This is a genomic window from Pseudomonas sp. 31-12 (genome assembly GCF_003151075.1).
Lineage (GTDB): Bacteria > Pseudomonadota > Gammaproteobacteria > Pseudomonadales > Pseudomonadaceae > Aquipseudomonas.
Genome location: NZ_CP029482.1, coordinates 3,570,826 through 3,583,097, shown reverse-complemented (window position 1 = coordinate 3,583,097; position 12,272 = coordinate 3,570,826). Strand labels below are relative to the sequence as shown.

Sequence of the window (12,272 nt, the reverse complement as noted above, 5' to 3'; positions counted from 1 at the left end):
TAACTCCAGCGTCGTGCGGCACTCGACCGGCGTCACAAGCACCGGTTTTTTACGGCGACTGCACCAGCAGTCGCCGTTTTTTTTGCTCAGGATTATGTGGGGCCAAGGGAGGGTGGGGTGTCCGTCGAGGCCTTGGAAAGACCGGGCTTTTGCGTGCTGCGCCAGGTGGCGGGCGGCATGCCGAATTGCGTGATAAACCAGCGTGTGAAAGAGCTCGCCATGGAATAGCCGAGCATGTCGGCGATCCGGCCCAGCGAGTAATTCGGGTTCTCCAGATAACGCAGCACCAGGTCGCGGCGCACTTCGTTGATCAGGTCGTTGAACGCGCAGCCATCGTCTTTAAGGCGACGCTGCAGCGTGCGCACGTTCATGCCCTAGGTCTGGGCGATTTGCTCGATGGTGGCGCGCCCCATGGGCAGCAGCAGGTAGATGGCCTTGCGCACTTCGAACAGGGTCGACGGTCCTTCGGGGCTCTGCAGCGAGTCCAGGTAGCGTTGGGCGTAACGGGCCATGGCCGGGTCGGCCTGAGGGTTGGTCATGTCGAGACTGGCATCGGGGCAGACGATGCCATTGAACTCGCTGCCGAACTCCAGGTTGCAACCGAACAGACGCCGATGTAGCTGCAGGTTGTCCGGAGCCTGGTGAGTGAAGTTGACGCTGTAGGGGTGCCAATGCGCACCGAGCAGGGCGGCGCAGAGCCGGAACATCACACCAATGGCCAGTTCATTGGCTTGGCGACAGGGCATGGGGGACTCGGTGACCACTTCCTCGCGAATGATCACCATCCTGCCCGCTTCCTCAACAAAGATCGCCAGGGAATCGTTCATCAGATGGCGGTAATTCACCAACACGTGCAACGCATCGCGCAGCGTTCGCTGATGAGTCAGCAGCAGGCTGACGACGCCGAAATCCGAGAGCTGACGCGATTCGGCCATGCTCAGGCCGAAGGTCTGACAACCGCTGGCCGCCGCCGAATCCTCCAGCAGGCGCACCGCCGAATCGATCGGAATACGATGCTCGGGGGCTTGCAGGCGGGCCTTGCTCAGTCCGACGTTCGCCAGCAAATCATGGGGATTGAGCGCCAGGTAGTGGGCCACTTCCAGGTAGTTGGTCAAGACGGCGGCGCGAACAAGCTTGGTCATGCAGAAGTCTTCCCTGGTGGGGACTCGATGGAAATGAGCGTGGCCGACTATAGCCAGCACGTCATGAAATGAAAAGTTTTTGCAGAGGCGTTTTCAGCTTCTCAACGACGACTGATCGGCGGCAATCCCGGTGTCATCAAAAGAAAAATCGCTGTCGTCAAATGAAAAGCGAACCGGGTGTGGGCTCTTTAATGTCGGACCTACAAAAAGATGCTGGCAACACAGCCAGTCGAGTCATCGTGAAGGCGAAGGTGTTCAAGTGAACAAACTGCAAACTGCCGCAACCGTTCTGATCGTACCGGGTCTGCGCGACCACGTTGCCGAGCACTGGCAAACGCTGCTGGAGGCCCGGTTGAGCAACGTGCGCAGCGTCCCGCCGCTTGAAACCGACAAGCTCGACTGCGCGGCCCGGGTCCGGGCGCTCCAGCAGGAACTGGAGCAGATCGACGGCTCGGTGATTCTCGTCGCCCACAGCGCCGGTGTGCTGATGGTCGCGCACTGGGCGGCCCGGCATCGCGCCCCGATCAAGGGCGCGCTGCTGGCCACGCCGCCGGACCTCAATGCCTCCTGGCCCCAGGGCTATCCGTCCGCTGAAACCCTTCGAACCCACGGCTGGGACCCTCTGCCTGCCGGCGCTCTGCCTTTTCGCAGCATCGTCGCCGGCAGCACCAATGATCACCTAGCGAGCTTCGAGGCCGTCACCCGGATGGCCCGCGACTGGGGCAGCGAACTGGTCAACCTCGGCGAGGTCGGCCATCTCAATCCTGCCTCGGGCTTTGGCCATTGCCCGCAAGCCGAAGCACTCATTCTCGAACTGGATCGCTAGTCAGGCATCTGGCCGGCCGCGATACGTCCGGCAACTGCTCTGACGCGAGAAAAAAACGCCGGCCCTTTCACCAGGGCCTGTGCAAGGAAAGCTGCGCTTAAAAATAAGTACAACATGGCGGAGACACCGTAATGCATAACAATAAGAGTCACGGCCACACACACCCTTCGCGTCACAGTCTGTTGGCCCTGGCCATTCTCGCTGCATCCATGCCGGTGGCCCACGCCGTCGAGCTCGATACCGGCAATCCTGACTGGGCCGTGCGTTTTGATAACACCGTGAAGTACAACTACGGCGTGCGCACCGAAAGTGCGGACAAGCGCATGCTGGGCACGCCGAACAACAACGACGGCGACTACAACTTTCGCAAGGCCGGAACCAACATCACCCACCGTGTCGACCTGTTGACCGAGATGGATGTGGTCTACAAGGACCACATGGGTTTTCGTGTCAGTGCCGCGAGTTGGTACGACAAGGCCTATGAAAACACCGGTTCCAACTCCAACCCGTTCGTCAACGGCAATGGCGGCACCTCGGGCCTGGTCGCCAATGACCCGCGCCTGGCGCCCGTGACTCGCGACAATGTCGGTAACGGCAGTCCCCACCTGAGCAACTACGCCCAGCGCTACTACACCGGTCCTTCCGGGGAAATCCTCGACGCCTTCGTGTTTTACAGCACCGAAGTGGGCGAGGAGTCGCTGTTCAGCGTCAAGGCCGGGCAACACAACGTGTTCTGGGGCGAAACCATCCTGAACCCGGTGCATTCGATCAGCTACGGCCAGGCTGGCCTGGACCTGGCCAAGCTGGCGGCATCGCCCGGCACCGAGGCCAAGGAGCTGTTTGTCCCGCGCAACCAGATGTCGATGTCCTTCACGGTCAATCCCGAGCTGACGGTGGGTGCCCAGTATTTCTTCGATTGGGATGCCGCGCGCCTGCCAGAGGCGGGCACCTACTATGGCGGTTCCGATCTGGTGGGTTTCGGCGCGCAGTCGTTCCTGCTGGGCAACACCAATTCCGTGGTCCCAGGCAGCCCGTTGGGTTGCGGCCTGGCACCTTGCAACGCATTGACCAACGTGCGTCGTGGCGATGACCTGACACCTCGTAATTCTGGCGATTGGGGCGTTATGGCCAGATGGTCGCCCGCCTGGCTGGACGGCACCCTCGGCGTTTACTACCGCCAGACGTCGGACATTTTGCCTCAGGCCTGGCTCGACGCCAGGGGTTTGAGCTCGGCCAATGCCAATGGCACGGCCCCGGCAGGTCAAGTGCCGGCGGTGGTCAACACACTGAACTCGCTGAGCACCGCCACCTATCAACTGGCGTACTCCGACAAGATCGACATCTTTGGCCTGAGCCTGTCCAAGGACATCGGCGGTATCAGCGTCGGCAGTGACCTGAACATCCGCCATCACATGCCGCTGGCCAGTATCCCGGCGATTGTCAGCACCAGCAGTCCGCTTGGGCTGGGGCGTGGTCTCGGTCTGTTGCCTCCGCGAACTGCGGCCACCGGTGTCATCTACGACACCCCGCACGATGGCGACAGCATGAGCGCCACCGGCGACACGCTGCACTGGACGATCAACGGTCTGATGACCCTGCCCAAGACCCCGGTGTTCGACTCGGCGGTTCTGCTCGCCGAGCTCTATTACAGCAACCTGCTCAAGCTCGATAGCAAGAACGAGGCGCTCTACAAGGGCAAGAGCACTTACCGCGGTCTCGATGCGCCGACCCGTGACAACTGGGGCATCGCGGTCAATTTCACGCCGACCTGGTACCAGGTATTCCCGGGCGTGGACATGAGCCTGCCGATGTCCGTCAACGTGGGGCTGGACGGTGTTTCACCTGTCTCTGGCGGTGGCGCGAAAGACACCGGCAACTATGCGTTAGGCGTCGGTGCAGCGATCTACAACAAGTACTTCGTAGACCTCAAGTACGTGGACGCCTTCGGCAAGGCTGACAAGTGCAATGTCAGCGGCAACAGCACCGGTGCTGCCAACGCCGGAAGTGGCGACGGCTCCACGCCGAACGCCTTCAGCGGTAACGAAAACTATGCGTGCTACGCCGGTGGCTATTCAGCCTTCTCGGGCGGCGGTGCGACCACCGAAGACCGTGGCGCGCTGTACCTGACGCTGAAAACCACCTTCTGATTCACCCAATACTTAGTCACTAAGCAGGAGTATGACCCATGAAATTCGTCCCAACTCTGCTGGCCGCGTCCCTGGCCATGGCCGCTGCCGTTCATGTACAGGCAGCCGTATCGACACAAGAAGCCGCCCGGCTGGGCAGCAGCCTGACCCTGATCGGCGCCGAAAAAGCCGCCAGCGCCGACGGTTCCATTCCCGCCTATGCCGGCGGGTTGACCACCGCCCCGGCCAGTTTCAAGGCCGGCGACAGCATGCGTCCGGACCCTTTCGCCAGCGAGAAACCGGTGTTGGTGATCGATGGCAAGAACGTTGATCAGTACAAGGGCATGCTCAGTGCCACCACGGTTGAACTGGCCAAGCGCTTCCCCAGCTACCGCGTCGATGTCTACCCGACCCATCGCACCGTCGCCTTGCCGCAAGCGGTGCTGGACAACAGCGTGAAGAACGCCAATGGCGCCAAGTCGCTGGAAGGCGGGCTGGCCATCGACAACGTATTGCCCGGAGTGCCGTTCCCGATTCCGCAATCGGGCAGCGAGGCGATGTGGAATTTCCTGCTGCGTTATCAGGGCGTCAACATCAACTCCAAGTACGACTCCTGGAACGTCGACTCGGCCGGGGTGGCGAGCCTGGCGACCACGGGGCAGGCGTTCATCACTTACCCGATCTACGAAAATATGGCGCAGCCCATCAGCAGCGCTGACGTGTACTACCAGATGAAGTTGTATTACACCGGGCCGGCGCGTCGGGCCGGCGAGTCGATCATGCTCAAGGATGCGGCCAACCCGCTGGAGCAGCCGCGCCGCGCCTGGCAGTACCTGCCGGGCCAGCGCCGCGTCAAATTGGCGCCGAACCTGGCGTACGACACGCCGAACCCGGGGACTGCCGGCGCCGGTACTTACGACGATGTGTTTGTGTTTAACGGCGCACTGGATCGTTACGACTGGAAGCTGGTCGGCAAGCAAGAAATGATCGTGCCGTACAACACCTACAAATTGACCTACGCCCAGGATCCGAAAAGCCTGACCACGCCCAATCACCTTGCGCCCGACTTCGTACGCTGGGAGAAACACCGCGTGTGGGTGGTGGAAGGCAACCTCAAGGCAGGTGCACGTCACGTCTATCAGAAGCGCCGCTTCTACCTGGATGAAGACAGCTGGGCCGCACTGGCTTCTGACCAGTACGACGCGCGCGGTCAGCTCTACCGTGGTTCTTTCGCGTTCCTCAGCCAGAGCTATGACAAGCAGGTTCCTGACTCCACGCCTTTCATGATCTACGACCTGATCGGCGGGTCCTACAACATCAACGGTGTGGTGGGCCCTTACGGCGGCATCCGTTACATCGACTCGCTGTCCAAGGCGCAGTGGTCGCCGGAGTCCCTGGCGGGCGCCGGTATTCGCTAAAGCGACCTGTTGCAACGCCGGGCTGCACGCGACGTGCGCCCGGCACCGTTTTTTCATGAGGACGCCGTATGTGTTCGTACAAAAAGTACCGGCAGTTGGCGCTGGGCATGGCCCTTGCTCTGTTGCAGGGCTTTGCCCACGCCACCAGCTTCGTCGACGTGCTGGACCAGCCGGCCAAGGCCAGCGCCCTGGCGGTCAGCAGCCCGTTGCTGGGCGTGGCCCGTGCGGGAGAGCGGCTGGTCGCCGTCGGGCAACGTGGCCACATTCTCTATTCCGATGATGGCGGCAAAGACTGGCAACAGGCCGCCGTACCGGTCAGTGCCGACCTCAATGCCGTCAGTTTTCCTTCAGCAGCCCAGGGCTGGGCGGTCGGCAATGATGGCGTGGTGTTGCACAGCAGCGATGCCGGAGAAACCTGGACCAGACAACTGGACGGTCGGCAGATCGGTGCGTTGCTGGTTGAACATTACGGTGCGCTGGCCCGCGCCGAACCGGCCAATGAGCAATGGGCGACGCTCGCCGCCGACGGACAGCGGCTGACAGAGGAGGGCGCCGACAAGCCGCTGCTCGACGTTTGGTTCGCCAACGAAAAAACCGGTTATGTGGTCGGTGCGTTCAACCTGATTCTGCGTACCGACGATGGCGGTCATCACTGGACACCGTTCCAGGACCGCACCGACAACCCGCAAGGGTTGCACCTCAATGCCATCGCCTCCACGGGGGATGCGCTCTACATCGTTGGCGAACAGGGGTTGTTGCTCAAGTGGGATGACCCGGGCCAGCGTTTCGTGGCACTCGATTCGCCTTATCAGGGCAGCTTTTTCGGGGCAGTTGGCCGGCCTGGCGAAGTACTTGTCTACGGTCTGCGCGGGCATGTGTTTCGCAGCCTCGACGGCGGTTCCAGCTGGACCCCGCTCAAGACCGGCCTGCAGGTCAGCATCTCCACTGCCACGGTGGACGCCAAGGGTCGATACCTGCTGTTTAGCCAGGCAGGACAAATGCTGGTCCACGTAGACGGCGCGCGCCTGACATTGGTGCCTCAGCAAAACCTGTCCCCATCAGCCGGCGCCATCAAGGCGCCCGACGGCAGCCTGGTGTTGGTGGGCAGCCGTGGTGCACGCGTACTGAACGTCAAGTAACAACCGAATCGATAAGAGCGAGTACCCAGACATGGCAAACATCAAGCAAGACACCATGCCGGTGATCCGCCACTTGCGTGACTTCGATCAGCACTCCGGCAACCGGCTGGAGCGCTGGGTATTCAATTACCGCCCGCTGTTCATGCTGTTCATGGCGTTGATCACGTTGGTCCTGGGCTACATGGCGGCTACCCGCCTGGAGCTGCGTCCCAGCTTCGAAAAGATGATTCCGCAGAGCCAGCCCTACATTAAAAACTTTTTGGAGAACCGCAAATCGTTGCGCGGCCTGGGCAGTTCCGTGCGGGTGGTGGTGGAGAATACCCAGGGCGATATTTACGACCCCGAATACCTGGCCGTGCTCAAGCAAGTCAACGACGACTTGTTCCTCACCGCAGGCGTTGACCGCGCCTGGATGAAGTCATTGTGGAGCCCTTCGGTGCGCTGGAACGAAGTGACCGAGGAAGGTTTCCAGGGTGGCCCGGTGATGCCCGATGCGTACCACGGCTCCCCCGAAGACATCGAACAGCTACGCCAGAATATCAACCGCGCGGGCATCGTCGGCAGCTTGGTGGCCAGCGATTTCAAATCGAGCATGTTGATTGTGCCGCTGCAGGACAAGACCTCGGCGACCGGTCACAGCATCGATTACCACGCGTTCGCACAGATGCTTGAAGAGCAACTGCGCGACAAGATCGAGTTTGCCGGCGACAGCAAGGCACGCCAGGCGGGGGAGGAGGGGCAGGGCAAGTACAAGGTCCGCGTGATCGGCTTTGCCAAGTTGATCGGTGATCTGATCGACGGCCTGATCCAGGTGATGATGTTTTTCGGTCTGGCCGTGGTCACCTCGTTCGTCATCATCTACCTCTACACCCGTTGCCTGCGCAGCACATTGTTGGTGATTTTCTGCTCGCTGACGGCGGTGGTCTGGCAGTTGGGTATCGTGGCCTGGCTGGGTTACGCCATCGATCCGTACTCGGTGCTGGTGCCGTTCCTGATCTTCGCCATTGGCGTGTCCCACGCCGCGCAGAAGATGAACGGCATCCTGCAGGACATCGCCCTTGGCACCCATAAATTGGTGGCGGCGCGGTACACCTTCCGGCGTCTGTTTATCGCCGGTGTCACCGCGTTGCTGGCCGACGCGGTGGGTTTTGCGGTGTTGATGCTGATCGATATTCCGGTGATCCAGGACCTGGCGATTACTGCCAGTATCGGCGTCGCGGTGCTGATCTTCACATCGCTGTTGCTGATGCCGGTGGCCCTGTCTTACATCGGCGTTGGCGCCAAGGCTGCCGAGCGCGCACTGAAGATCGACAACCGCGCTGCGCAGAGTCGCGGCTTTGGCAAACTGTGGGATTTGCTCGACCGTTTCACCACCCGCAAGTGGGCCATGGGTATCGTGCTCGGTGCCGTGGCGTTGGGTATCGCAGGCTTTGTGGTCAGTCTGCAACTGCAGATCGGCGACCTCGACAGCGGCGCGCCGGAGTTGCGCGCGGACTCGCGTTACAACCGCGATAACGCTTACATCACCAGCCACTATGCGCTGTCCAGCGACCTGTTCGCGGTGATGATCAAGACTCCGCCGGAAGGCTGCCTGAATTATCAGACGCTGATCCTGGCCGACCGTTTGGCTTGGGAACTGCAGCAATACCCTGGTGTACAAGCGACTTCATCGCTGGTTAACGCGGTGCGCCAGATCACCGCGGGATCGTTCGAGGGCAACCCCAAGCTGAACAGCATCCAACGCAACCAGAACGTGCTGAACTATGCCGCGCAGCAGGCTTCGGTCAATGCGCCGGAATTGTTCAATACCGACTGTTCGGTCATGCCGGTGATTGCCTTTCTCAAGGACCACAAGGCAGAAACCCTGGACGCAGTGGTCGCCATCGCCGACAGATTCGCCAGGGAAAACAGCACCGAGGACCGACAATTTCTGCTGGCCGCCGGCACCGCTGGCATCGAGGCGGCGACCAACATCGTGGTGCGTGAAGCCAACCATACGATGCTGCTTTACGTGTACGCGGCGGTGACGCTGTTCTGCCTGATCACCTTCCGCAGTTGGCGCGCCACGCTGGTGGCGCTGTTGCCGCTGGTGCTGACGTCGATACTGTGCGAGGCCTTGATGGTGGTCATGGGCATCGGCGTGAAGGTGGCGACGTTGCCGGTGATCGCTTTGGGGGTCGGGATCGGCGTGGATTACGCGCTGTATTTACTCAGCGTGCAGCTGCACTACCAGCGCCAGGGCTTGCCGCTGGCACAGGCCTACCGTAACGCGGTGTCGTTCACCGGCCGGGTGGTGGGTCTGGTCGGCATCACCCTGGCCGCCGGAGTGGTGTGCTGGGCCTGGTCACCGATCAAGTTCCAGGCGGACATGGGCATCCTGCTAACCTTCATGTTCCTTTGGAACATGCTCGGTGCGCTGATCCTTATCCCGGCGCTGTCGCATTTCCTGCTGCGAAACATTGCGCCCGTTCCATCAAGGGCCACCGAACGCCCGGCGGAACTTGTTGGGGCACACCCGTAGGTTTGTACTAAAGCGAATAAAACGATTGATAAAAACGTATATAAGCTTTAAACGGGAGGCTCTCTGGCGTAGTGCCGGAAAATAATAAATGAGTATCGCCAGTTTTGGCTCAGGGAGCGCTGATGAGTGTTCGTCCATTGACCGACTCCCCGCGGCAATCGATCGATTGCGACGTTGTCGCCGCTCAACTAAACGGAAGTTCGGAATCTGTCGGCATGTCCAACACTGGCAACGACGACGCGGTCGAACAATTGCTGGCCTCAGCGCGCCACTGGTGCCACACCACCGCATGGGTGGTGTACCGCGCCGGTGAACAAATGCACTTGGTCGGGCAGGGCGACCCACAGGCGCAGTGGCCATCCAGCGTTGCCAATGAAGAGTTCGAAGCCTTTTGCCTGACTCGGCAGTTGCACCGCTGGCCAACCGGCAGAGGCGAAAGTGTGCTGGGTTGGGTACTCGCGCCAGTCGATGACGCCGAGGAGTCGGCGCTCGCAGAATTTGCGCAGCGCCTGGGCATTCAAGTACAAACCAACACCCTGGCCCGTGCGCAGATTACTCAGCGTGTGCTGTATGAAATTACCTATCTCGCCAGTTCGACCCGCGACCGGTCAGTGTTTCTGGTGGGGGTTCACCAGTTGCTGGCTAGCCTGATCGATGCCGAGAACTTCTATCTCGCGCTGTATGACCCGCACACGGGCAAGATCGACTACCCGTATTACGTCGACATCATCGACGTTGATGCCGTGGAGGCCGAGCACTACGAATACCTTGATGCCTCGCACCTGTCGTTGACCGGCCAGGTGTTGACCACGGGTCAGCCGTTGCTGATTGACGCCGCCGGTATTCGCGCGGCTCAGGCCGAGGGCCGCTTCTATTGCGTGGGGGATCGTCCCGAGTTCTGGATGGGCGCACCGTTGAAAAATGCTTCGGATGACGTGTTTGGCATGCTGGCCATGCAGGTCTACGACGTTTCCCGCACCTACAGCGCTGAAGACCGCGCGCTGTTTCTGGTGGTGGCCCGTCACGTGGCCATGGCGCTGGACCGGATTCTGCACCGCGAGAACCTGGAAGGGATTGTCATGCGCCGCACCCTCGAGCTTTCGGCGCTCAACGCCGCATTGAGGCAGGAAGTGGCAGAGCGAGAGCGCGCTGAACATCTGCAGAGTGCGCTATTCCAGATTGCTGAACTGTCGAGCCAGCCTGGCGATATGGCCGAACTGTTTCAAACCTTGCATGGCATCGTCGGTGATCTGCTGTTCGCGCAGAACTTCTACATCGCGTTGTTCGACGACGCGACCGGTGAAGTGACCTTTCCTTATTATGTCGATGAGCGACAGACGACTTGTCCAAAGGCACGTCGTGGGCGCAGGGGCTTGACCGAGTACATCATCCGCCAGCGTCGACCTTGCCTGATTGACTCGGGCGAGGCTGAGCGATTGTCTGCACAGGGCGAAATCGAATTGGGCCATGAGTCTGTCCGATCTTACTCCTGGCTGGGCATTCCATTGTTCGATGGCGACGTGGTGCGTGGCGTGCTGGCGGTGCAAAGCTATACCTCGCAGGTGCGCTACTCGCTGCGTGACCAGGAACTGCTCACGTTCGTGTCGCGGCACATCGATACAGCGTTGTCGCGACGCACGGCCGCCGAAGCGATCCACGCTGCCAACCTCAAGCTCGAAGCCCGGGTGCAGAACCGCACACGCGAACTTGATCACGCCAATGCCAAGTTGCAGCACGAAAACTCCCACGATGCGCTGACCGGGCTGCCGAATCGTACCTACCTGCAACAGCGCCTCAATCTGGCCTGGTCGCGATTCGGCAGCGAAGGCGGGCACCTGGCGGTGATGTTCATCGACCTCGATCGTTTCAAGATGGTCAACGACAGTCTCGGTCACCACTTTGGCGATCTGCTGTTGATGCAGGCCGCCCACCGTTTACGCAGTTGCCTGCGCGACACCGACATGCTCGCGCGACTGGGGGGCGATGAGTTTTCGGTACTCGCTCCCGAGGCGCCGCTGGATGTGCTGATCGAAATCGCCGAACGGATCCTGGTGGCGTTTGACCTGCCGTTTTTCATCAATGGCCATGAAGTTTTTTCGTCCTGCAGTATCGGTATTGTCAGCGCCGACAGTCAGTTCCATCACGAACCCGCCGACTTGCTGCGCGATGCCGATGCGGCGATGTACCGGGTCAAGAGTGCCGGTCGCGACAGCTACGCGGTGTTCAATCAGGAGGTGCGCCGCGAAGTCTCGGACCAGATGGAGCGAGAAGGGGCCTTGCGCAATGCGCTCAAACGTACCGACGAATTGCTGCCGTATTTCCAGCCGATTGTCAGCGTCGAAAGCGGCGAACTGTTGGCACTTGAAGCGCTGATCCGCTGGCATCAGCCGGGCGGCCGAGTGATCGGGCCAGGTGAGTTTTTGCCGAATGTCGAGGGATTGCGTCTGATCGGTCGACTGGACCTGTACATGCTCACCAGCGTCGCAGTGATCCTCGCACAACCCCAGCACGCCAATTGGCCGGCGGTGCACGTCAATTGCTCCAGTTACAGCATGACGCGCCCGGACTTTGCCAGTGATGTGCTTGCACTGTTGGCACTGCACCAGGTTGCGCCGTCGCGGATCTGCCTGGAATTGACCGAAGGTGCATTGGTGGCCGAGCCGGCTATTGCCCGGCAGAACATGCAGCAATTGGCCGACAACGGCATGTCGGTAGTGCTCGATGACTTCGGTGCAGGATTTTCATCCCTGAGCTACGTGCATCAATACCGTTTCAGCGGCTTGAAGATCGACAAGTCATTCATCCTCGAACTGACCACCAGCACCCGCAGCCGCGCGATCGTGCGGGCGATTGTACGAATGGCTGAATCGCTTGGCCTTAGCGTGGTGGCCGAAGGTGTCGAGGATGAAGCGACGCTGGTCTTGCTGCGCGAAATAGGCGCTGGGCAGGCCCAGGGTTATTACTTTGCCAAGCCGATGGGGTTGGATGCATTGCTCGAAACGTCGCTGGTCGGTCGCTAGGGTTGAACAATTTATATAACTAAACTAAACAGGCATTTAGATTAGTTATAATCAATATATATATAAAGGTTGATAGTCAC

The 12,272-nt window shown here is 60.5% G+C and carries 6 protein-coding genes and 1 pseudogene; 6 read left to right on the top strand and 1 reads right to left on the bottom strand.

Annotated elements, in window-relative coordinates:
• Positions 1-92: 92 nt before the first annotated feature.
• Positions 93-1,142: pseudogene (locus DJ564_RS16775) on the bottom strand (AraC family transcriptional regulator).
• 259 nt (positions 1,143-1,401) lie between these two features.
• On the opposite strand from DJ564_RS16775, the gene DJ564_RS16770 reads away from it, so the two are divergent.
• The 6 genes from DJ564_RS16770 to DJ564_RS16745 all read left to right on the top strand — a co-directional run bounded on the left by DJ564_RS16770 (position 1,402) and on the right by DJ564_RS16745 (position 12,192).
• Complete coding sequence (locus tag DJ564_RS16770; protein WP_109631573.1) at positions 1,402-1,968, top strand: alpha/beta hydrolase; 567 nt, start codon at positions 1,402-1,404, stop codon at positions 1,966-1,968.
• A gap of 131 nt (positions 1,969-2,099) precedes the next feature.
• Positions 2,100-4,115: a DUF1302 domain-containing protein gene (locus DJ564_RS16765; protein WP_109631570.1), complete on the top strand. Its 2,016-nt coding sequence runs from the start codon at positions 2,100-2,102 to the stop codon at positions 4,113-4,115.
• 38 nt (positions 4,116-4,153) lie between these two features.
• Positions 4,154-5,512, top strand: a complete 1,359-nt coding sequence (locus DJ564_RS16760; RefSeq protein ID WP_109631568.1) for a DUF1329 domain-containing protein — start codon at positions 4,154-4,156, stop codon at positions 5,510-5,512.
• A gap of 68 nt (positions 5,513-5,580) precedes the next feature.
• Entirely contained in the window at positions 5,581-6,651 is a 1,071-nt protein-coding gene (locus DJ564_RS16755; RefSeq protein WP_109631565.1) for a YCF48-related protein, read from the top strand.
• Positions 6,652-6,682: 31 nt separating this feature from the next.
• Positions 6,683-9,172 carry an RND family transporter gene (locus DJ564_RS16750; RefSeq protein ID WP_109631562.1) on the top strand — a complete coding sequence of 830 codons (2,490 nt, stop codon included), beginning with the start codon at positions 6,683-6,685 and terminating at the stop codon, positions 9,170-9,172.
• 122 nt (positions 9,173-9,294) lie between these two features.
• Positions 9,295-12,192 carry an EAL domain-containing protein gene (locus DJ564_RS16745; protein WP_109631560.1) on the top strand — a complete coding sequence of 966 codons (2,898 nt, stop codon included), beginning with the start codon at positions 9,295-9,297 and terminating at the stop codon, positions 12,190-12,192.
• Positions 12,193-12,272 lie beyond the last annotated feature (80 nt).

What these genes read in the sequence shown, in the direction of transcription:
- DJ564_RS16755 (WP_109631565.1), top strand. Translation starts at nt 5,581, where the DNA reads ATGTGTTCGTACAAAAAGTACCGGCAGTTGGCGCTGGGCATGGCCCTT.
- DJ564_RS16745 (WP_109631560.1), top strand. Translation starts at nt 9,295, where the DNA reads ATGAGTGTTCGTCCATTGACCGACTCCCCGCGGCAATCGATCGATTGC.
- DJ564_RS16750 (WP_109631562.1), top strand. Translation starts at nt 6,683, where the DNA reads ATGGCAAACATCAAGCAAGACACCATGCCGGTGATCCGCCACTTGCGT.
- DJ564_RS16760 (WP_109631568.1), top strand. Translation starts at nt 4,154, where the DNA reads ATGAAATTCGTCCCAACTCTGCTGGCCGCGTCCCTGGCCATGGCCGCT.
- DJ564_RS16765 (WP_109631570.1), top strand. Translation starts at nt 2,100, where the DNA reads ATGCATAACAATAAGAGTCACGGCCACACACACCCTTCGCGTCACAGT.